20 protein-coding genes and 1 other RNA gene are annotated in these 22,404 nt (G+C 35.8%); 4 read left to right on the forward strand and 17 right to left on the reverse strand.

Features of this window, described 5'->3' with window-relative positions; genetic code table 11:
* Positions 1 to 124: 124 nt before the first annotated feature.
* Positions 125 to 682, forward strand: coding sequence for a cysteine hydrolase family protein (locus tag ACW0JX_RS24895; RefSeq protein WP_459245177.1), 558 nt, complete (start codon positions 125 to 127; stop codon positions 680 to 682).
* Positions 683 to 722: 40 nt separating this feature from the next.
* Here ACW0JX_RS24895 and ACW0JX_RS24900 read toward each other — a convergent pair whose 3' ends face one another.
* A complete protein-coding gene (locus ACW0JX_RS24900) occupies positions 723 to 1,151 on the reverse strand; it encodes an Lrp/AsnC family transcriptional regulator (RefSeq protein ID WP_228497287.1) in 429 nt (142 codons plus the stop codon).
* A 362-nt stretch (positions 1,152 to 1,513) separates the two neighbouring features.
* Here ACW0JX_RS24900 and ACW0JX_RS24905 point away from each other — a divergent pair, with 362 nt between their 5' ends.
* On the forward strand, positions 1,514 to 2,479 hold the full coding sequence (locus ACW0JX_RS24905; RefSeq protein ID WP_001034143.1) for a DUF4822 domain-containing protein: 966 nt from the start codon (positions 1,514 to 1,516) through the stop codon (positions 2,477 to 2,479).
* A 107-nt stretch (positions 2,480 to 2,586) separates the two neighbouring features.
* Here ACW0JX_RS24905 and ACW0JX_RS24910 read toward each other — a convergent pair whose 3' ends face one another.
* From ACW0JX_RS24910 to ACW0JX_RS24950, 9 genes are all read right to left on the reverse strand, one after another.
* Entirely contained in the window at positions 2,587 to 2,775 is a 189-nt protein-coding gene (locus tag ACW0JX_RS24910) for a hypothetical protein (RefSeq protein ID WP_000222858.1), read from the reverse strand.
* 272 nt (positions 2,776 to 3,047) lie between these two features.
* Positions 3,048 to 3,413, reverse strand: a complete 366-nt coding sequence (locus ACW0JX_RS24915; RefSeq protein ID WP_002164645.1) for a YxeA family protein — start codon at positions 3,411 to 3,413, stop codon at positions 3,048 to 3,050.
* A 418-nt stretch (positions 3,414 to 3,831) separates the two neighbouring features.
* Complete coding sequence (gene alo / locus ACW0JX_RS24920) at positions 3,832 to 5,370, reverse strand: anthrolysin O/cereolysin O family cholesterol-dependent cytolysin Alo (protein WP_000576745.1); 1,539 nt, start codon at positions 5,368 to 5,370, stop codon at positions 3,832 to 3,834.
* Between the two features lie 436 nt (positions 5,371 to 5,806).
* Positions 5,807 to 6,559, reverse strand: coding sequence for an iron ABC transporter ATP-binding protein (locus tag ACW0JX_RS24925; protein ID WP_000590061.1), 753 nt, complete (start codon positions 6,557 to 6,559; stop codon positions 5,807 to 5,809).
* Entirely contained in the window at positions 6,556 to 7,620 is a 1,065-nt protein-coding gene (locus ACW0JX_RS24930; protein ID WP_000631245.1) for an iron chelate uptake ABC transporter family permease subunit, read from the reverse strand. The genes ACW0JX_RS24925 and ACW0JX_RS24930 overlap by 4 nt, the downstream gene beginning before the upstream one ends.
* Positions 7,617 to 8,633: an ABC transporter permease gene (locus ACW0JX_RS24935; protein WP_459245178.1), complete on the reverse strand. Its 1,017-nt coding sequence runs from the start codon at positions 8,631 to 8,633 to the stop codon at positions 7,617 to 7,619. Before ACW0JX_RS24935 ends, ACW0JX_RS24930 begins: the two co-directional genes overlap by 4 nt.
* Before the next feature lie 19 nt (positions 8,634 to 8,652).
* On the reverse strand, positions 8,653 to 9,669 hold the full coding sequence (locus ACW0JX_RS24940; RefSeq protein ID WP_000749449.1) for a siderophore ABC transporter substrate-binding protein: 1,017 nt from the start codon (positions 9,667 to 9,669) through the stop codon (positions 8,653 to 8,655).
* Between the two features lie 386 nt (positions 9,670 to 10,055).
* Positions 10,056 to 10,733, reverse strand: a complete 678-nt coding sequence (locus tag ACW0JX_RS24945) for a response regulator transcription factor (RefSeq protein WP_089171967.1) — start codon at positions 10,731 to 10,733, stop codon at positions 10,056 to 10,058.
* A gap of 715 nt (positions 10,734 to 11,448) precedes the next feature.
* Positions 11,449 to 11,964 carry a TetR/AcrR family transcriptional regulator gene (locus tag ACW0JX_RS24950; RefSeq protein ID WP_043935894.1) on the reverse strand — a complete coding sequence of 172 codons (516 nt, stop codon included), beginning with the start codon at positions 11,962 to 11,964 and terminating at the stop codon, positions 11,449 to 11,451.
* Positions 11,965 to 12,343: 379 nt separating this feature from the next.
* Between ACW0JX_RS24950 and ACW0JX_RS24955 the strand changes: the two genes are divergently transcribed.
* Positions 12,344 to 14,554, forward strand: coding sequence for an MMPL family transporter (locus tag ACW0JX_RS24955; protein WP_459245179.1), 2,211 nt, complete (start codon positions 12,344 to 12,346; stop codon positions 14,552 to 14,554).
* Between the two features lie 443 nt (positions 14,555 to 14,997).
* Here the strand turns inward: ACW0JX_RS24955 and ssrA are convergent.
* The 7 genes from ssrA to ACW0JX_RS24990 form a co-directional block, all read right to left on the reverse strand.
* Positions 14,998 to 15,352, reverse strand: a transfer-messenger RNA (tmRNA) gene (gene ssrA / locus ACW0JX_RS24960).
* A 126-nt stretch (positions 15,353 to 15,478) separates the two neighbouring features.
* Entirely contained in the window at positions 15,479 to 15,946 is a 468-nt protein-coding gene (gene smpB / locus ACW0JX_RS24965; RefSeq protein ID WP_001123920.1) for an SsrA-binding protein, read from the reverse strand.
* A gap of 250 nt (positions 15,947 to 16,196) precedes the next feature.
* Complete coding sequence (rnr, locus tag ACW0JX_RS24970) at positions 16,197 to 18,629, reverse strand: ribonuclease R (RefSeq protein WP_089171969.1); 2,433 nt, start codon at positions 18,627 to 18,629, stop codon at positions 16,197 to 16,199.
* Positions 18,630 to 18,771: 142 nt separating this feature from the next.
* The gene (gene estA, locus ACW0JX_RS24975; RefSeq protein ID WP_000761986.1) at positions 18,772 to 19,512 is read right to left on the reverse strand and encodes a carboxylesterase; all 741 of its coding nucleotides are present in this window, start codon (positions 19,510 to 19,512) and stop codon (positions 18,772 to 18,774) included.
* Positions 19,513 to 19,673: 161 nt separating this feature from the next.
* Positions 19,674 to 19,907, reverse strand: coding sequence for a preprotein translocase subunit SecG (gene secG / locus ACW0JX_RS24980; RefSeq protein ID WP_000557264.1), 234 nt, complete (start codon positions 19,905 to 19,907; stop codon positions 19,674 to 19,676).
* 94 nt (positions 19,908 to 20,001) lie between these two features.
* Positions 20,002 to 20,694: an LrgB family protein gene (locus ACW0JX_RS24985; RefSeq protein WP_000078304.1), complete on the reverse strand. Its 693-nt coding sequence runs from the start codon at positions 20,692 to 20,694 to the stop codon at positions 20,002 to 20,004.
* Positions 20,691 to 21,059, reverse strand: coding sequence for a CidA/LrgA family holin-like protein (locus ACW0JX_RS24990; RefSeq protein ID WP_089171970.1), 369 nt, complete (start codon positions 21,057 to 21,059; stop codon positions 20,691 to 20,693). Before ACW0JX_RS24990 ends, ACW0JX_RS24985 begins: the two co-directional genes overlap by 4 nt.
* Before the next feature lie 349 nt (positions 21,060 to 21,408).
* Here ACW0JX_RS24990 and ACW0JX_RS24995 point away from each other — a divergent pair, with 349 nt between their 5' ends.
* A complete protein-coding gene (locus ACW0JX_RS24995) occupies positions 21,409 to 22,359 on the forward strand; it encodes a nucleoside hydrolase (protein WP_089171971.1) in 951 nt (316 codons plus the stop codon).
* The last annotated feature ends 45 nt before the right edge of the window (positions 22,360 to 22,404 follow it).

Consider the following 22,404-nt stretch of genomic DNA (forward strand, 5'->3'; position numbering starts at 1 on the left):
TTCACACTGAAACTATATCCGTTAAAATCGTTTCATAACGTTATTACTTCCGCATAGCTACAATTTATATAATAACGGTACAGTACAAATAACGTGCTGAATCACTAAGTGTGGGGGAATAACGATGAACGAAGCGTTACTATTAGTAGACATACAAAATGATTACTTTGAAGGCGGCAATATGGAATTACATCAACCTGAAAAAGCCGCACAAAAAGCGAAAGAAGTTTTGAAAGCATTTCGTGAAAAACATAAAACAGTTATTCACGTACAACATATTGCGAACAATGAAGGGGCTACTTTCTTCTTACCCGATACAATAGGTGTTCAAACTTATGATGATGTACAACCAATTGCTAACGAAAGAGTCATTCAAAAACATCACCCTAACAGTTTTTTCAGAACAAATTTATTAGAAACATTACAGACAGAGAAAATAGACCGACTAGTCATTTGCGGTATGATGACTCATGTATGTATTGATGCAACAGTGCGCGCTGCCAGTGACTTCGGATTTCAATGTATTGTAATTGAAGATGCTTGTACAACAAAAGATTTAGAATTCCAAGGAAATCTAATCCCCGCAGTACACGCTCATCAATCGTTCATGAATGCATTAGAGTTTGGTGATATTTATGCAACAGTCATGTCAGCAAACTGTTTTATAATCAAAAGCAAATAAAGAATTACAGTTCCATATGAAAAAAGAAAGGATAAGTATCTTATTCTTTCTTTTTTTCCATCGTCTTAATGACAGTATTTATACGATAATCACCATAATGTAAAACATCTGCAAGAGTCTCTTCTAATTGCTGATGCGAAGATGTGTGAAGAGTCATGACATAGCACCCATCGCCGCTTATACGATACATTTCAGTAATTACGTCCGTTTTTTCAAAAAAGTTTTGAATTTGATTATGATAGTGCGGTGCATGCAAAAATAGTGTAACAAAGGTCATAATAGAACCTTCTAGCTTAGCTCTGTCAATATTTATCGTATATTTTTGAATGACACCTGCCTCTTCTAATTTATTAATTCGTTTCCCAACAGCCTGGCCAGTCAAATGTACTATCTCCCCAATTTCCTTCCAGTTCATTCTAGCGTTTTCTTGTAGTAATTGTATAATCTTAAAATCTGTTGAATCAAACATGGACATCCCCTTCCTATACGAAACGAATTCTATAAAACCTTCATTTCTCCTACAGTTTTTCTCAAAAGTTTTGCACTACAATCGATTAGCTCTATTAGCAATTACATTATTATTAGCGGCTTTCCTTCTTCTTTACAATGTATTTTTTGGATTACTCGTAGCCACTACAGTAATCTAGCGATTTTTTATAAATATGAACATTTTTTAGGAATTAGTTTATCTTTTTTTAATGTTTTATTTAGAGGCAGTTTATAGTCGGGGATTAACATAGGCAACGTAGCAACTAAGTTCATCTATGACGCACTGCTACTATAATCGCTAACCGTACTACTTGAAATCATAAAATAAGGAGACGATAAAACATGAACAAAAAAGCAAAAGCACTATCATCCGTACTGCTCGGATTCACATTAGCATTAACAGGGTGTGCTGGTACTAAAGCTGAAGAAAATCATGGGAAACAAAAACAAGAACAAGTTGCCAAAGAAACAAAAAAGGAAAATAAATTAACTAAAGGGCAAAAAATGGCTAATATTCTTAGCGAGACAAATTGGCAAGGTACACGAGTGTATGACAAAGATAAGAATGACTTAACAAAAGAGAATGCAAACTTCATTGGTCTTGCAAAATATGATGCGAAGTCAGGCAGATATGAATTTTTTGATGCTAAAACAGGTGCAAGTCGTGGCGATAAAGGAACTTTCTTTGTCACAAATGATGGGAAGAAGAGAATATTAATTTCAGAATCAATGAAGTATCAAGCTGTCGTTGACATGACAAAACTAAATAAAAATGTATTTACTTATAAACGAATGGGGAAAGACGCTAACGGTAAAGATGTAGAAGTTTTCGTTGAACATGTTCCATATAAAGAAAAAGAACTTTCTTTCACTGATCCGGACAAGCAGCTGAACACGACTACAGGAGATATTGTTAAAAACGTTGATGGAGATAAAATTTTGGGCGGTACCCTTTGGCACGGAACAAAGGTATTAGACGAAGCTGGTAACGATGTAACACAGTTTAATTCGAATTTTATAAGTTTAGCAAAATTTGATGACAAATCTAATAAATATGAGTTTTTCAATAGCGAAACAGGTCAAAGCCGCGGTGATTATGGCTACTTCGATGTTGTACACGAAAATAAAATAAGAGCCCATGTTTCAATTGGAAATAATAAATACGGTGCTGCTCTTGAGCTTACTGAACTAAATAAGAATAAATTTACGTATAAAAGAACTGGTAAAGACCAAGCTGGTAAGGATATAACTATATTCGTTGAACATGAACCTTATAAAGGTGATATGAAACCACAATTTAGTTTTTAAATACGTTTGATTAAAGATCCTGTACTGAGTTGCAGGATCTTTCTTATTAAGCAAGAGAACGAAAAGACGAAAAACATGTAGCTTTTCGTCTTCACAATATTCCCACCTTATAGTTGATGATTTACAAAACCTAAAAACATACCGATACAAAATAAAATAAATCCAATTAGAATTAAGGGAAGAGTGAAGCCACCCCAAGCTGGTTTATTAGCAAACGCCCTTATTTTAAAATTAATCCTCGCTAAAGACATGATAACGATACCCGCTATTGATAAAATTGTAGTTACATAAGTCATCTAGAATAATACTCCTCTTCTATATTGATTTTATATCTCTGCAAACCATCTACATAAGTGTTACAGTCCACTATTCATACATGTCATCCCAATTGTAGCAATCCAGCTTTGTGCCACATCATTTGTAAAATTCATTCTTCACTCCTAAAAAAAGACAGAACCAGACGGTTCGGTCTTTTTTGTTTTATAATAATCTCTTTTATTTTTGCTACAATACCTTTTTCTTATAAATCTTACGCTAACACAGCTTTTGATTAACTTATCCTGAAATATTATGAATTTGCGTTCAACTTATCTAAAATACCTTTATCTATTTTTGCTTGATTCACTTTAGCTATTTTAGAAACAATCCCACGGCGATCTTCCCAATCAATCAAATAATATTGATTTTTTTCCAATTCATTTTGCAAGGAAATTTTCAGTTCTCTTTCTTCCCCTTTTTTATCGTACACCTTCTCATCGTAAACATGATACGTAAGAACTTCTCCATTACTCAATTTTTCGTTTTCTACTTTAGAATCAGTCGTTACTTTTACATAATATTGTTTAGTCAAATAGTATCCATTCCCTGACTTCATATAGTAGAAAGCACCTCCTACTATAGCTAATAACACAAAAATTCTCATGATCCATTTCATATGATAATACCTAACCTTTCTATTCTACTTGTAAGATTTATACCCGTTAAAATATAAATCTTCCTTACCTTAAGTATGCTTTAACCATAAAGATGGTACAATCCAGTTTCCTTACACCCACATTACATTTTTGTAATCCTATCATTTTACAAAAGTTTCTTAAGTTGGCCGCAAACAAAAGAACATAAACTTTTTAAAGTTTTATTCCTCCAATTGCCACACTTTTAGCAACACTTGTCCAAGTAATAGGAATTTCATTTCAATCCATTTTACGTGAAGAAGTAAATCAACGCCGATTAACTATATTAGGAATTACATTATTAATCAGCCCTCATCAATCGGGCCGCCCGGCAAATAAAGGAATAAAATTTGTGACTAAGTAAAAAAGCGCCCTACTTATAGGGCGCTTTTTTTATACTTAATGACTAATACTAGCTGTTGGGTATAATGTTGTTCCTCCAATTGAAACTTTTATTTCATTTGTTAATGGAACGTTTTGTTCATTAATAATTGTTCTCCACCATTCCCATGCAAGACCTGTACATTCTCTTGCTACAATTTTTATATTTTTTGAATTCGGTGGAAGAGGGATAACTGTAGAGTAATGAGCCGTTTTGTCTTTTCCACTACCATCCCACGTTTTATGTGTTAGTACTTCGTTACCCTTTTGATCAAATGTGAATTCATCCCAAGATACATCAAATTGAGCAACGTAAGCACCGTAATGATCAAGTGTCATTTTAGCACTTGAATATTCTGTAGTTGTCGTCTCAATATAATCTGTATTGTTATGAACAGCAGCAGTTGCATTATCTTTTAAGAAAGTACTTGTATATGAAATTGGGTATGCTGGATTTTTAAGACTTAATTCAGCATTATCTTTAATAATATTTCGGATTTCATTGAAATCTTTAGTAACAACCTTGTTATGCTCTTTCGCATCTCCGCCTAATACTACAGCAGTAAAGGTACTTTCTTCAAAAATATCTTTATACTGTCCACTTGTTTCAACGCTGTTATTCTTAAGTAAGGCTTTAAAAGCAGCTTGTACATCTTTGCTCTTAGATGTTGTTTCTAATTTTACATAAATCGTTCTACCATAAGCTACATTTGAAACCATAACAGGTGGAGCCGAATTACTTACGCCTTTTCGAGTTAACTCGTCAAAAGTAACGCTATTATCAAAAAGGTCGGATGGATTGTTAGGTAGTTCAGCACTTACCGTATAAAATATTTGCTTATACGCCGCTACCATCACTTTTTTCTCTCCATTTGCAACCGCATTAAAATCAATGTTTAGACTGTTATCAAGATATTTAGCGTTAACATTAAGAGCACTTGCTATTTGTGATTTACTATAAACCATAGATTCCGTATACTGCATTCTTGCAGGTAACGTATGTGTTGTAGAATACTTTTCATTCCAAGTAGATACTAAATCGTCTACTGCTCCAGCTACATTACCATATGTCGGATTTTGGACAGTGATTGTATTTTCTTTTCTCATGCCCGGTAAGTCTATACTAATATTCAAAGGCTTTCTCTTAGCCACTAATAAACTTGGTTGATTGTCTGCAAAAGCTTTATTTGCAAGTTGTACAGCTCCTGGATACGTGCGATTCACTACAGAATCAATAATTGAAATATCGACTGGTGACGTTGTAAGTGATTTTTTCTCGCGTTCCACTACTACAAATTTACCATTTGAATTGATACTTTCTTTCGGAACAAAACTTTCTACTTTATCACCATTTACAGCTAAAACCTCTTGATTATTATATTTAAGATTTGCTATACCAGTATTAATGCCACTAGCATTTTTGGTTACATCAGTTACATTACTTGCTTGTGTTTCTGCGAAGGAAATAGATGAATAATTAATAGTGCATAGACTAACTAATAAACATGTAAGGAACTTTCTTCTTTTAGTGTTTTTCTTAATATTCAGAAAAATCACCCCGTTCTTTTTTTAGTAAAATATGATAATGATTGATAAATGATAGCTAACTAATAAACTTACATAAATGCTTTTAAAAGTTCTTGAATTAACGGGATTACGCCACCTACAAATTTTAAAACTGCCATTGCGATTTCCATATTATTTCCTCCTTTTTATTGCTACGAAAATGTGATTTATCTTTATGCCCTCATTATAGTGACCCCTTACACTTTTATCAATACACTCTGATATGCAATATTACATATACAAAAAACAAGCTGAATTCTTTTGAAAAATTATACAGAGATATTTTTTCCACTTGGTACATACTTGAAAAGGTGAAGCATTCTTTTGCATTTTATGAGTAATCACATAAAAAAAGCTGCTGCCTATAAAATACAGACAGCAACTTCAACTAGAGTGTCTTGCATAATCTACGCAAGACATTTTATAACTAATAAACAGCGATTGGCCCATAAGGACCATTAATAATCTCTATTTTTGTTTCAAAAATATCTGTCAAAAGTGTTGGGTCCATAACCTCTTCTACTGTTCCGAAAGCAGCAATTTGTCCATCTTTCATAGCACAAATTTTATCCGAGTATTTAGCTGCAAAATTTATGTCATGCATAACAGTCAAAATTGTTCGTCCAAATTCATTAGCTGCACGTCTTAAATGCTCCATCATTTGAACAGAACGAGCAACATCAAGGTTGTTCAAAGGTTCGTCCAAAAGTACATATTCAGTCTCTTGGCACAATACCATCGCTACATATGCCCTTTGTCTTTGACCACCAGAAAGCTCATCTAAATATCTATTCTCTAAACTAGTTAAATCTAAGAAATCGATATATTTAGAGATGATAGCCTCATCTTCTTTAGTCAATCTTCCCTTTGAATAAGGAAAGCGCCCAAATCCAACTAGTTGTCTCACAGTAAGCCTAGTTACAAAATGATTTTCTTGTCGCAATATAGTCAAAACTTTTGCTAAGTCTTTTGATTTGGATTCAGAAACATCCATATTTGCTACCTGAATTTGACCTTCATCCATATCTAAAAGTCTGCCAATCATCAAAAGTGTCGTTGACTTTCCAGCGCCATTTGGTCCAATTAAAGAAGTAAAGCCTGCTTTTGGTATTTCAATATCCAAAGGTCCTATTTTTACCTTATCAGTATAGAACTTTTTAACATTATCAATTTTTATCATAAAGCCCTCTTCCTTAAAACTATAGTTAAGAATATGATTCCACCGAATAATTCAATAATAACTGAAACTACACCTTGAGCATGGAATACATGATACATTAAAAAGTATGCACTCGTCATTATTAAAAATCCTATAGCAAAAGCCATCGGAAAAATATATCTATGATCATAAGTTGACGCTGCCTGATAACTCAAAGTTGCCACTAAAAAGCCGTAGAAAGTAAGTGGCCCAATTAGAGCTGTTGAAATGGACATTAAAATAGCTACTAATACAAGCGTATAAATTACACTAGGTTGATATTTAACTCCAAAAGAAGTAGCAACATCCTTTCCTAGTGACAAAACATTCAAATTCTTAGAATGAGCAAAAATTAATACTGCTACAATTATGATCATAGGAATTACAATAGGAAAATATGCAGGATCTGCATGATTAACAGAACCAAATAATCTTGCTTGTAAAATATCAAATTCTGAAGGCGCAAGTAGTTTTCTCATGAAAGTTGACACTGAATTTAGCCCGGTACCAATAATAATTCCAACTAAAAGCATAAGTTGTAAATTCCCGTATTTACCGGAAAGTAACCATCCATAAAGTATCAAACTCATGAAGACCATAACAACAACTTGGAATAAAAATGATCCAATTCCATTAAAATTTATTAACGCACTAGCACCAAAGAAGAATACTGTACTCGTTTGAATTGCTGAATAAAGTGATTCGAAACCTAAAAGCGATGGAGTAATAATTTTATTATTCGTAATAGATTGGAAAGCAACTGTCGACAAGCTATGGCAAACCGCAGCAATAATCATTGCAACAATAGCTACTATCCTTCTCTTAACGACTGGGATAAAAGAAGGTGAATCTATCGGAACTGGATTGTTATAAACTAAAAGTCCATATGAAGAAAGAAGACCTAAAGCAATCAATGTTATCAGTAAAATCCAATAACGTCTTGCTTCCTTCTTAGACCGAAAAGCGCTAGCTGATCTACTTTCATTATGAAGGCTAGAATCGATTTCGACATTTTCTTTTTTTCTATATTCTAATGTGATCATCGTAGCCTCCTTGGTTTTCTTTGTCTCAATAAAATAGTAATAAACACGACTGCTCCCACTGTTGCAAGTATTAAAGAAACAGGTAATTCAAAAGGCTGTATAATTTTTCGAGAAATGATGTCACAGGCAGTTATTGATCCCATTCCGATCACACAAACCCAAGGTAAATTACTCCTAAGATCATCACCTCTAAACATTGAAACGATATTTGGCACAATTAATCCTAAGAAAGGTAAGTGTCCAATAACAGCTGCAACAATTCCAACTGCAACAGAGATAAGAGCAGTCCCAAAAAGAACAATTCTATTGTAATTAACTCCAAGACTTGTTGCGACATCTTCTCCTAGTCCAGCTAAAGTCAATCTATTAGCATACATAAAAATAAGAAAAGTAATGATAACAATCAGCCATAAATATTCATATCTTCCCACCTGAATGTTAGCAAATGAACCTACAAACCAAGTTTCAATACTTTGCGTCTTTTGAAAAAGGAGTCCTAAAAAAGTAGACACTGCAGAAATTACTGCTCCAAGCATCAATCCAATAATCGGAACAATTAAAGACGAACGAAGCTTAACTCTTCTTAAAAATAGAAAGAAAATCATAGTTCCTATAAAAGAAAAAATGATTGCACCAGTCATTCTTTGAACTAAAGTCGGGGCAGGAAATAATAAATACACAAAAAGCAGGCCTAAGCCTGACCATTCAATAGTCCCCGTTGTAGTAGGTTCAACAAAGCGATTCTGTGTAATGAGTTGCATTACGAGCCCTGCCATCGCCATCGCAGCTCCAGTAAGCATTAATGCAGCTGTTCTCGGAACACGAGTTATGAAAAACATCTCTGTCCCGTCCTCTTGTCCACGTATATCATAAACTCCAGTAAACAGTGATATAATCCCTAAAATTATAACAACTATAACTGCTATTATAAAAGGTTTTGTCCATAATTTATTGTGATTATAAAACTGGGGTTGAGAAATATTCTCAACCCTAGAAATTATATTTTTTGACACTGTTTCGTACTCCTTTACACTACTTAGCTAAAGTTTTTGCCATATTTCCAAATAACTCTATATAAGTTTGAATTGATTCATTTGTGTAAGTATCTTCTGGTGCATAAATAACTTGTTTTTTAGAAACAGCAGTTGTGTTTTGAAGAGCAGGTGATTTAGAAATAACATCCTTAGCAGGTGTTGACTTAGCTGCATCAGATGTTGCAGCATCACGATCTAATACGAAAATCCAATCAGGATTTGTTTGTGCAATAGCTTCAACAGAAACGTCATCACCTTTATGACCTGCAGTAGAATTTGAAACTTCTAACGCTGGAGTCCAACCGAAAATTTCATACATCGGTCCCCAAACACGACCAGAATGTGGCGCAGCAAAACCAATATTACCACCAGTAACGATAACACTCATAACTTTATCTTTTCCGTTATAAGCAGATTTTGCTTTTTCAATAGATTTATCAAAATCAGCTACTAATTGTTTAGCTTCTTTATCTTTATTAAAGATTTTTCCTAAAGTAACTGTAGAATCTTTAAGTCCTTTTACTAAGTTTTCGCCAGGCTTAGTAGCTTTCTCAGAAACATCAAAATTAAGATCAATAACTGCTGCATTTGGTACTAATTTTTTGATTTCTTCGTAATGGTCAGCAAATCTTTGACCAACAATTACAAGTTCAGGATTTGCCGCTGCAATAATTTCTAGATTTGGTTCACGGTGATTCCCAATATTTTGAACTTTTTCATCCTTTTTATATGCTGAATCAGCAGGCATGATATCCTTTGGAGCAGCCGCTAATTTAATTCCCCAATCAGATAAAGTTTCAAAAGTTCTGTTATCCAAAGCAACTACATTCTTTGGGTTTACAGGGACTTTAACAGTTCCATGAGCATCAGTGATTTCAACCGTTTTTGGCTTATCACTACCATTATCTTTATTATTAGCCTTCGAAGTTTCTTTACTTGAATCTGAGCAAGCTACTAACATTAAAGTGAAAACTGCTAGAATACTCACTAATTTTAAAAGCATAGATTTTTTCATATGTATACTCCTTATAGTGTGATTTATTTCGAAAATGATGACATCCATAGATTGAATTAGAAAGTAACTTTTATTCAATTGAATCGCTATTGATAATCATTTTCATTTGAACATCCTGTTAATTAGTATAGTCATTAATTCTGTGAAAATCTTGTGAATGGTGTGAATTAATAAAATCAGGCACACAAAGTAATATATGAAGTCGGGCGTGTTGATTAACCATGATTTCCTCTACAAAACACGCTCATTAATAGCTAATATTTTCATAATCCATTTTTTTACGTCTTTTAATACTTCTAAGAAACTATTTGATTATCATATTTAATAAAAAAATGAGTAAAACCAAATGAAATAGTTTTACTCATTTTTTTATTATCTTATTTTTATCAATCAATCATTGAATAGCCTCTGCCATGTATCGTTTGAATATATCTGTCTTTCTTCTCGCACTTTAACTTTTTTCTTACATACCCAATATATAAATCTACTACATTTGGATTTACTACTACGTTATATCCCCAAACTTGATTCAAAAGCATCTCACGGCTCAATATTGTGTTTTTGTTTTTGATTAAAAATACAAGTAAATCATACTCGCGCTTAGTAAGTGAGAGATTTTCGCCACCTTTTTTCACAATATTGCTAGATGCATCAACAAAGAGATCTTTAAACTGAAAAAATTTCATCTCATTTTGCTGGTTACAATTACTTCTCCTTAAAATAGCTTGAACCCTTGCTACCAATTCTTCCTTCGCAAATGGTTTTCTTATATAATCATCTGCTCCTGCTTGTAATCCTGCTACGCAATCCTTACTAGAAATATTGTCGGTCACAATAATGATCGGTGTCTTTTTAACAAGCCGTATTTGTCTACAAATTTCTGGTCCCGATATACTTAATGAATCCCAATCTAATATGATAATATCCCAGTCTTGTTCATATATTATATTTAAACCTTCGTTTTCATTGTGAAGTTTTAAAATGAAATAGCCTTCTTGCGTTAGACCGCTTACGATTTTCTTTGCTGAAGACCGTTCATTTTTAATCACCAACACTTGCTTCACCGATGGTTCACCTCTACTTCAATATAACTTAGTTAGATAAAAAATTATCCCCAAAAAACAATTTAAGATTTATAAATTTAAAACCCCTAAATAATCCATTAAAACAGTTTATTAGGAGAACTCTATATAATCTTACAATAGATATAGATAAAAATACAAAACATATGAAGATTTGAATAAATTGAAATTTAATTAAGTCTTATCAACCAGGCTTTGACGGGATAGACTTGTAATCATTAAGGAATACGCAATAAGGATAAAATTGAAAGAAGTGAAGAATTAAAAGCATTCTATTTTTAGAATCCTAACTTTTCCACAAACAAAAGAAGCATAAACTTGCCGTGAATGTTACAACAAGACAAATAAAAATACCTATTATCAGCATGTGGCATTTAATCTTACTATTTTATTCATTAAAGCTTTTATACAACAAGTTCAATAACTTTAACAACGGAGTTTTAGTATATTGGCTTAATGATAAAAGTGTTTGTAATGATATCCTTTGCTTTTAGAGGTACCGTCAGGAAAATGCGGATTTACAACACTAAGCCCATTTTCCTGACGATTCCTCCGCTTTCAACAACGTTAAGAAAATTTTATATGAAAGAAAGTTTTGTTCTTTTAACCAAAAACGGTCGTTTATGGTTAGATGAACTACTCACAGCTATTTATGTGATGCCATTTTTTAGATGTAATCAAAGGTAGTACAGTTGCATCATGAATTTGCCAAATTCCTTGTGTCTGTTGTCCCATATGGAAGGATCTCGTATATTTTTGCAGCAAGTGCCTGGGGAGATTCCTTTGCCCCTCTTTTAATCCAATCGTTAACAATATTATAGATACCGCCTGCTAAAAACAGGATTTGCATTCTGCTTATGTCATGATTGCGCGTAATATCCGCTTGAAAGACCTTTTCCATTGTGTAATTCAAATAATCAAGCATCATACTAGATATATTTGCATCAATTAACTTTCCTGACGGCTTCTGTGCAGACACAAAGCCCTCTATAATATATTCAATAATTAGCTGCATACTTTCATAAGGATCCAAACTATCAACCTCTTTCAAAAATTGTTGAACAATTTCATCCACTGATACTTGTACGACGTCGTAAACGTTGCGGTAGTATTTGTAGAATGTGACTCTGGCAACTCCAGCCTTTTTGCAAATAGCTGTTACAGTTATATCTTGCAGTTTATGTTCATGCAACAGTGCGCTCAATGCCTCCATAATGTATTTCTGAGAGTGTATACTGTCTTCTCTTGACTTCCTCAAAACTAACACATCCCTTCATTCTGTTCGTTTTAAGTGCAAATTTTCACAGAGTGCTTGAAAGATGAAAATTCACTGTTATACTTACACATGTAAGTACAATTGTTAGTGTATAAAAGGCCATCATTGCTGTCAATGTGTACCATTTTCTTTGTTTCCTACTGGCAATTTTCCGCCATTTTGCAAGCTATAAATAGGGTGAGATATACTGATACAATTTATAATATACATTTTAAAATCCTTTTATATAAATAATATAAGTTTTTGGTGTTTGTACATTTCTAAATTACAACGTAAGAACAAGACAAATTTTCAACGAGAGTAGGGTGAGATTTAATTGGCAAAATATCTTTATAAGTTAGGACATTGGGCAGTAAATCATAGGAAAAAGGTTATATTCAGTGCACTCGCAATTCTTATTGCATTTGTACTTATTGGAGTCAACATGGGTTCCTCTTTCAATGATGAAATGAGCATTCCGAATACACCGGCAGATAAAGCAGGAAAAGTAATTAAAAAAGAGTTTAAAGCGATGCAACCAGCAGGTGCACAAGTAAAAGTAGTATTTCAAGCACCAAAAAACGGAACCTTGGAGTCAGCGGAAGTACAACAGAAAATTGCAGAAGTTCTAAGTGAGATAAAAAAAGATTCAGCTGTTGATTCTGTGGCAGCACCGATGCAACTGCAGAACCTTAGTGAAAATAAGAAAATCGGATATGCAGTTGTTACGTACAAAGTGGAAGCGGAAAAGGTCACAGAAGCTTCTAAGGATAAGATTTTAGATAGTATTGAAACAACAAGGGATGCCGGCATTCAAACGGAGCTATCAGGAGGCGATATTAAGTTTTCCGACTCAGAGACTTCAGGTATGACTGAAATTGTTGGAGTACTTGTTGCCTTCGTAGTCCTCACATTTACTTTTGTGTCTTTTCTAGCAGCTGGACTTCCGATTCTCACTGCGATAATCGGATTAGCGATTGGAATGCTAGGAATCATGATTGGAACCAATTATGTGGAAATCCAATCTGTTTCCTTAACATTAGCTGCCATGCTGGGACTCGCAGTAGGCATTGACTATGCGCTTTTCATTATCAATCGCTTTAGACAGCAGCTCGCACAAGGAGATTCTATTCCAGAATCTATTGCCATTGCAACTGGAACAGCGGGAAGTGCCGTAATCTTTGCAGGATTAACTGTTATTATTGGTCTTTTGGGACTGTCTGTTACAAAGATTCCATTCCTAATAGCGATGGGCGTATCCGCTGCTTTCACTGTGTTCATAGCTGTGGTGGTTTCCGTCGTCATATTACCGGCCATATTAGGAATTATCGGCCATAAGATTGCCCCAACTAAACAAAATCGATTCTTAGAAAAGATGACTGGGGCAGGTAAGAAACGCACTGGTTCAAATAAATGGGGGGAATTTGTCGTAAGACGTCCTCTGGCTGTTTCGATTTTCGCAATCGGACTACTTGTAGTGATTACGATTCCATTTTTCCATATGAACCTTGGGCTGCTTTCTGATGGAACATCAAAGTCCACAGAAACGACAGAACGAAGAGCATATGATTTATTGACGGAAGCATATGGAGAAGGAATTCATGCCTCTTTAGCGGTAGTGGCAAAAGCTAAGGAAGCAACAGCTGAAACGCAAAATACTATGAACACCGTTGCAAAAGAATTGGGTGACTTATCTGACGTGAAAAGTGTGACACCAGCTATCCCTGGTCCTTCTGGAAAGATTTATATGATTTCCATCACACCAAAAACAGGACCTGACGATACAAAGACGAAGGATTTGGTAAATACGATTCGGGACAGATCAAACCAGACCGAGAAAAAAAATGGAATTGAACTAATGGTAACGGGCACAGCAGCGATGAATATTGATATTGTGCAAAAGCTGAGTGATGCCTTGCCAGTTTTCGCTGCTCTTATTGTGGGACTCGCATATGTACTCTTAGTTCTAGTGTTTAGATCTCTACTCATTCCATTAAAAGCAGTATTAGGGTTTCTACTGTCTCTTGGTGCTACGTTGGGAGCCGTGGTATTTTTCGTGCAGGATGGGCATTTCCAAAATTTATTTGGTTTCCCAGCTGCCAGTCCAATCTTAGCTTTCTTGCCTGTTATTCTGATTGGCATCCTGTTCGGACTTGCCATGGACTATGAGGTGTTCCTAGTAAGCAAGATGCGGGAAGTATATACGCATACAGGCGACCCGAAGAGAGCTATTTTAGAAGGAATGCGAGAGAGCGGTAAAGTCGTAGTCTCAGCAGGATTAATTATGATGTCTGTATTTATTGGATTCATGTTGGCACCTGATAGCATCATTAAATCCATAGGCATGGCTCTTACATTCGGTGTTTTCTTCGACGCATTCATCGTGAGAATGACAATCGTACCTGCGGTCATGGCTCTCATGGGTAAGTCGGCCTGGTACTTGCCAAAATGGCTGGATAAAATTTTGCCTAACATTGATGTTGAAGGCGAAAGCATTATACATCACATGGAAAACAAAAGTGAAAAGATATATAAACAGAACAGTTAAAGTTAATTCATAGTTATATTCATAAAAAAACCGCTTTCTTATAAAAGAGAAGCGGTTTTTTAGAGAAAGTATAGATTTCCTTTGCTATTTATACAAATATAGGTAAAAACAATTTAAGAAGGTTTGTTTGCATCATTGTAAAATATAAAAATAAATGAAACACGCATTTTGAAAAAACTTAATCAAAATGCGTGTTTTTAGTATAAATCTAGTAATTTTATCAATGGGTACAAATTGTCCTTTTAAATTGTAGAAATTCAATGAATATCATATACACGTAAGGTGGTCACTTCCCTGTCAAGTAGACAATAATAAAGATACGGTTTAAAATCTTTTATTTTTGGAACCATAACTTTGCCACAAACAAAAAGAACCATAACCTCGCCAATCTGGCAAAATTATGGTTCATATCATACAAAATAAAAAAACCACCAAATATGTATTGGTGGAGACGGTGGGAGTCGAACCCACGTCCAAAAATATCGGCACTTAAGCTTCTACGAGTGTAGTCGATATATTAGCATTTCGCGAACTCTTCGGCCTATCGACAGGCTTCCAAGTTGCTAGTCTGATTGTTCTCTTCCTTCGCCCTCAGACGGCGAACTCCGGCGTAGTCCACTTAGTTTGAGTCCCTTACCCTACCACATGGACGATGGAGGGAGGAACCTTTAGTGCAATTAAGCAGCTAAAGAAAGATTGTTTTGTTTGCCAATTATAGGCTTTGACGTTTTAACGAGGCCGATCCCCTCGACTCGCAACCTAAGCTCGAACTATCCCTGTCGAATCCGTAACGTCCCCATGATAAAAATGGAGCATACGAAGAAAATATCGTGATAGCTACTAAGAGCTGTTTTTCAATGTGCAACAACCTTACATAAGTTATTATATCATACGCGCGCCGTTTTACAAATGTAAATATCTGTATTACATCTTTTGGCGATCACGGAACACGCGCGCAATTTCACGTTTTGCTTCTTTCTCTTTTAAATCGTGACGTTTATCGTATTGTTTCTTACCTTTTGCTAAACCAAGTGCCATTTTTGCAAATCCATTTTTCAAATAGATTCTAAGTGGAACTAATGCGTAACCTGTTTCTTTTGCAGCGCCCGCTAGCTTATCAATTTCTTTTTTATGAAGAAGTAATTTTCTCGTACGAAGTGGATCATGGTTGAAACGATTCCCTTGTTCGTATGTATTAATGTGCATATTATGAACCCATACTTCACCATTATGTACACGTGCAAACGCATCTTTCAAGTTCACGCGACCAGCGCGAATCGACTTAATTTCCGTTCCTTGAAGGACAAGCCCTGCTTCGTATGTTTCTTCGATGAAATAATCATGAAACGCTTTTTTATTCTGTGCAATAACCTTACCTGTACCTTTTGGCATATAACGTCCCTCCTCTATTTTTACTATTGTAACAAATGTTAATAAAAAGCGAAAGTGGCTCGCTCAGAATCTTTGGACATTGGAACTCCCGACAGAGAAGCGCTTTTTGCTTCGTCCGAGGGAGTGAAATGGCCAACAGATTCTAGCCACTGTAGCTGGATTCCGATAAAAAGCGAAAGTGGCTCGCTCTCAAGCCACGAAGAAAAAAGAAAACGGCCCCGCTTTTCATCAAAGCGAAGCCACTCTTTTCTTACTTACGCTTTTTCTTTTTCTTCTTGAATCCTGGTACGTTTTCGAAAAATCCTTTTTTCTTCTTGCCGTTACCATCTTTTTTCCCTGGCTGACTTGCGGATGCGGATGTGGATGCAGATGCGGATCCTCTTCCTTTTCCTTTGCCACCACGGTCAAATTTTCTACCTGTGCCACGTTCACCGCCGCGCTCATTACTGCGCTCGCTACGTCCACCGCGTTTCTTTCTGCCTGTTCTTGGCTGCTCGATAACGACTGGACGATCTTTGAACTTACGGCGAGGTGTGCCTTTCATACCAACGATTTCAAAGTCGATTGCACGCTCGTCTTTATTTACGTTAATAACGCGGATTGTAATTTCGTCACCGATGCGGAATACGTTTCCTGTACGCTCTCCGATCATAGCGAAATGTTGCTCGTCATAACGGTAGTAATCATCCGTTAAATAACTAACGTGTACAAGACCTTCAATTGTATTTGGAAGCTCTACGAATAAACCAAAGTTTGTTACAGAGCTAATCATACCGTCATACTCTTCACCGATCTTATCAACCATATACTCTGCTTTTTTCATCTCATCTGTTTCACGCTCTGCTTCAACAGCACGACGTTCCATATTAGAAGAATGCTCTGCAATCTCAGGTAATTTTTCACGCCATTTTGCTTGCGTTTCGTTGTCGACTTTACCGTTAATAATGTATTCACGAATTAATCTATGAACGATTGTATCCGGGTAACGACGAATTGGTGATGTGAAATGCGTGTAGAACTCAGTTGATAAACCGAAATGTCCTAAGCTATCCGCATCGTAACGCGCTTGCTTCATAGAACGAAGCATTACTGTTGAAATAACTACTTCTTCTGGCTGCCCTTGAACCATTTCAAGAATTTGTTGCAGCGCACGAGGATGTACTTCATTCGCACGTCCTTTTACCGCATATCCGAAGTTCGTTACAAACTCGAAGAAACGCTCTAACTTATCTTCTTTCGGATCTTCATGGACACGGTACATGAATGGTACGTTCATCCAGTGGAAGTGCTCTGCTACTGTTTCATTCGCAACAAGCATAAATTCTTCAATTAACTTCTCTGATACAGAACGATCGCGCATAACAACATCAGTCGGTTTTCCTTCTTCATCTACTAATACTTTCGCCTCTTTAAAGTCAAAGTCAATTGCACCACGGCGCATACGTTTTTCACGTAAAATTTGTGCCAATTGGCCCATCTCTTTAAACATCGGTACGAGCGGCTCATAACGCTTAATTAACTCTTCGTCCTCATCTTCTAAAATGCTTCTTACGTCAGCATACGTCATACGCTCTGTCGTTTTAATCACACTTTGGAAAATCTCGTGTTTAACAACATCACCTAAGTTGTTGATTTCCATTTCACAAGATAATGTCAGACGGTCTACTTTCGGATTTAATGAGCAAATACCGTTAGATAGACGATGCGGAATCATCGGGATTACACGGTCAACAAGATACACACTTGTCGCTCTTTCCGCTGCTTCAACATCAATTGGAGAGCCTTCTTGAACGTAATGACTTACATCCGCAATGTGAACGCCTAGCTTGTAGTTACCGTTCTCAAGTTTCGTTACTGTAACAGCATCATCTAAATCTTTTGCGTCTGCACCATCAATCGTTACGATCATTTGATCACGCAGGTCGCGGCGATCTTTTAAATCTTCTTCTGAAATCGTTTCTGGTACACTGTTTGCATGCTCCATCACTTCTTCAGGGAATGCTAAAGGTAAATGATGTTTATGAATGACAGATAAAATATCTACTCCTGGATCATTTTTATGACCTAGAATTTGAATAACTTCACCTTCTGCACTTAAACGGTTTTCTGGGTAGCTCGTAATTTTCACAACTACCTTATGACCTTCTACAGCACCCATTGATGCACTTTTCAAGATAAAGATATCACTCGTCCAGCGCTTATTGTCAGGTATAACAAAGCCAAAGTTTTTCGATTCTGTATATGTACCAACAAGTTCTTTCGTTCCACGCTCTAAAATGCGTACAATTGAACCTTCTTGACGTGAACCGCTCGATTGAGAACTAAGTCGTGCTAATACTGTATCGCCATGAAGTGCACCGTTTAATTCTGTAGGAGGGATGAAAAGATCATCGTCTCCCGTTTTCTTCTCGTCTGGTACAACGAATGCAAAGCCACGTGCATGTCCAATTAACTTACCGCGTATTAAATTCATCTTTTCAGGAAGACCGTAACGGTTGCTACGAGTACGAATAACAAGTCCCTTTTCTTCCATCGTTACAAGTGCCTTTACGAAATCTTTAAAGCCCTCAGAACCTTCAATCCCAAATGCCTCTTCTAACTCTTGTATCGTTAGCGGTTTATACGCTTCTTCTCTCATAAATAATAACAACTTATCAATATGTTCTTGTATGATTTCTTCCAAGCAAAAATACCTCCTTTAAAACCTTATATTATTTAGTGTATCCGAAAGATAGGGGATGTATAAAGTGAAACTTCAATACTCCCCTTATGATTTTTACAGTTTTCACAAAAAATTCCTTATGAAAAAAAGAGGCAACTAGATCTTACCAATCTAGTTGCTCCAAGAAGTTATATACATCCTCATGTAGCTCGTCACGTTGTTTATCAAGTGTAATGACATGCGTAGAGTCTTCATACCATTTAATGTCTTTTAACGTAGATTCTACACCGTTATAAATAATGTTAGCACTATCTGTATTAATCATTTCGTCATGACGTGCTTGTACAACAAATGTTGGTGCATAAATCATATCCACATTGTTACGTACGTCAGCAATTAATTGTTGTAATGCTTTTAATGTATTCATCGGTGTCTTTTGGAATTCCAACATTTCTTGTTCAATTTGTTCAGGTGATTTTTGCTCACGTTTTTTATATTCGCGGGCATATGCCAATATACCTTGGTACATCGTTTCTTCGCTCTTAATATACATCGGTGCACACATTGGTACTACACCTAAAACCGGTACTGTATAACCTAATTTTAAAGAAAATACGCCGCCAAGTGACAATCCAACAACAGCAATTTTCTCAAAACCTTTATCTTTTAAAAGCTGATATGCCTCCGTTACATCTTGCCACCAATCTGTAGGCCCTGTATGAACAAGCTCTTCTGGTGGTACACCGTGCCCTTTATAAATTGGCGCATGACAAGTATAGCCCTTCTTTTCTAAGAAACGCCCTAACATACGTACATCAGCTGAGTTCCCTGTGAATCCATGTAGTAATAAAACAGCGCGGTCTCCACCCTCAAATGTAAATGGTTTCGGAGATGCTAATTTCATCATGTATTTCTCCTCTTTCTCTTCTGTAATCTAGTCGTATTCTTTCTATATCTAGTGTACCATATTTGTATTTCTATAATCTAATTAGAAACATCTTTCAAATAGCAAAACAAAAAAAGAAGAACCATTAGTACCATTCACTAACGCTTCTTCTTTCAATTCTATAAATTGAAGTACGTAACACCAATTGTTAATACAAAGAACAATACAGCTAAAACAATTGTAATACGGTTTAATACCGCTTCAATTCCACGTGCCTTTTGCTTACCAAATAATTGCTCCGCACCGCCTGAAATTGCACCTGAAAGGCCTGAGCTATTACTAGATTGCATAAGTACCATAACAATCATTAAAATCGATACAATAATAAGTAAAACTGATAATAACGTATGCACTTGGCGTACCTCCTACAAAGATTCAGTTATTGTAACTGTAGCATAAATTCTATAGAAAAGCGAGAGCTATAGAGGCGCTCTCGCTTTTCTTCTATTACATAAACATCATCGCAAATAACGGTCCAAGTAAACATGTCAAAATTGCTGTTAATGTCATTGTTACCGATCCAATAACACCTTCATGTTCGTTATTTTTCATCGCTCTCATCACGCCCATAATATGAGAAGCACATCCAAATCCGATACCTTTACCAACTGAGTTTGTAACACGGCTCCATTTTAATAAAAGGGGTCCTGTAATCGTTCCAGTAATACCTGCGATAACAACGAAAGCTGCTGTTAAGGAAGGTACACCACCGACTTGTTCAGAAACGCTCATCGCAACTGGCATTGTTACCGATTTTGGTAAAGACGATAAGATTAAGCTTTTATCTGTTCCCATAAGTGAAGCAATAGCAAAATCACTAGCGATTGCAACTGTTGTACCTACTAATACCCCACCAGCAATCGGTACAACATATTTTTGCAGAACATGACGTTGTTTATAAAGAGGAATTGCAAATGCTACAACACCGGGTCCAAGTAGCTTTGCAATCCAGCCACCACCACTTTCCATATAATGTTGATATGGTATATCAAGCACGATAAATAGGAAAGCCATTAATCCTGTTGCTACAAGCATTGGAATGGTGAATGGTGTTGGAAATAATTTATAGATTTTTTTAGATAATTGATATAATAGCACCGTAAAAAGAACCCAACCGATTCCGATTAATATTTGGCTCATCGCGACTCTCTTTCCTTCCTATTCGCAAGATATTGTCCTGTATGTCCTGCGACAATAATAATTAAAAATGTACTCGCTACAACTGTAATGAAAAGAGAAATTCCTTTACTCATAAAAAAAGCACCGTAATTCATTAGGCCAAGCGTTGGCGGAATTAATAAAAACGGCATAATAGCAACGAGTGTTTCTGCTCCTAAATCGAACCATTTCACTGGAAGAACTTTTAGGCTAAGTAAAACAAGTAAGAGGAACATCCCAATCAAACTTCCTGGAATTGGAATATTTAACATTTCTTGCACCCTAGTTCCAACCATATAAAACACGTAAAGAGCAGCAATTTGGACAAGAATCTTTGTAAATTTCATGTTCATCATCCCTCATGTTTATACGATCTTCTGTTAATATCTTTATCATAGTATAAATTGTAAAAAGCTGCAATTTATCAACTTGACAGCAAAAAAAGCCGATGTTATACGCTTACAACCTTGATATGACTGCATTTCCAAATGAAAATTACGTCAAAAACCTTGACCTAATATAAAAAGTTTTTATTTTCTGAATTTATAAGACTGTTATTTCAATAAAATAATCTTTTTATCCTTAAACTTACATATATATAAAGTGAAACTTTAATCATTGAGGGTTTCCTCATCCCCATTGATCATTCCTCACCAAGCGGGTTTGTACGGGATAAACAAGATAGGTGGTGAACATATGCCCAAAAAAGTTCTCATTTTTTGTGATCCTGGGATTGATGATACGATGGCTCTCCTCTTAGCATTCTTTATCAATGAAATAGAAATCGTCGGTATCGTTGCTGATTACGGCAATGTTCCAAAAAAAATGGCCGTAGAAAATGCTCATTTTCTTACAAGCGAAGTAAAGGGTAGGAATATCAAAATCTTTGGTGGATCAGAACGTCCAATTACTGGTGCTCCTCCTGCTTTTTTTACAGATGTACACGGGAAACAAGGGCTCGGGCCAATTATTCCACAGGTGAATGTAACTAACGAAGAAATGGAGAATTTTTTTGAAGTTATTCCTCTTATTGAACAGTATAAAGATGAATTAATTATTGTGAGCTTAGGAAGACTTACCTCCCTAGCAATTTTATTTATCGTATGTAAACAATTAATGGAGCAAGTTAAATCCTACTACGTAATGGGCGGTGCCTTTTTACATCCTGGTAATGTTACCCCTATTTCCGAAGCAAACTTCTATGGCGACCCTACTGCAGCTAATATAGTCCTTCAATCCGCAGCTAACATGTACATATACCCATTAAACGTCACCCAATATTCCATCATTACACCAGAAATGGCCGAATACATTGAGGCAAAAGGAAAAGCCCCACTTGTCAAACCGTTATTCGATCATTATTACTACGGATATTATAAAGACGCCCTACCACATTTAAAGGGCAGCCCCTTCCATGACACAATGCCAATACTCGCTTTACTTGATAACTCTATGTTTACCTATCACAAATCACCTATCGTTGTCATGACAGAATCTTATGCACAGGGGGCAAGCATTGGAGAATTTCGCTCTTTAGGAGAACCTAAACCATTTATTGATTGGCCGAGTCATCAAATAGCAATTGATTTTGATTATAACCGCTTCTTCAAACATTTCATGTCACTTATGACAGGTGAACAATTTTAACATAAAAAAACAGACCGTGATTTCTCACGGTCTGTCGTTTATTTT

Source organism: Bacillus sp. C-3-6 (assembly GCF_054509685.1).